The organism is Shigella sp. FC1661 (genome assembly GCF_001712525.1).
GTDB lineage: Bacteria > Pseudomonadota > Gammaproteobacteria > Enterobacterales > Enterobacteriaceae > Escherichia > Escherichia coli.
Window position 1 is genome coordinate 1 of sequence record NZ_MDGW01000517.1, and the last position, 315, is coordinate 315.

Here is a 315-nt window from a genome sequence, read left to right on the forward strand (position 1 = left end):
CTAAATCACGTCAGCGCTGGCTGTTTTACGCGTATGACAGGATACGGAGGACGGTTGTGGCGCACGTCTTCGGTGAACGCACTCTGGCCACACTGGAGCGTCTTCTGAGCCTGCTGTCGGCCTTTGAGGTCGTGGTATGGATGACGGATGGCTGGCCGCTGTATGAATCACGCCTGAAGGGAAAGCTGCACGTTATCAGCAAGCGTTACACTCAGTGCATTGAGCGACATAATCTGAATCTGAGACAACATCTGGCAAGGCTGGGACGGAAGTCACTGTCGTTCTCAAAATCGGTGGAGCTGCATGACAAGGTCA

General features: G+C 54.0%; 1 pseudogene. It reads left to right on the forward strand.

Annotated elements, in window-relative coordinates:
- Nucleotides 1-315: pseudogene (locus tag BFF42_RS21460) on the forward strand (IS1-like element IS1X2 family transposase); the annotation flags it as partial.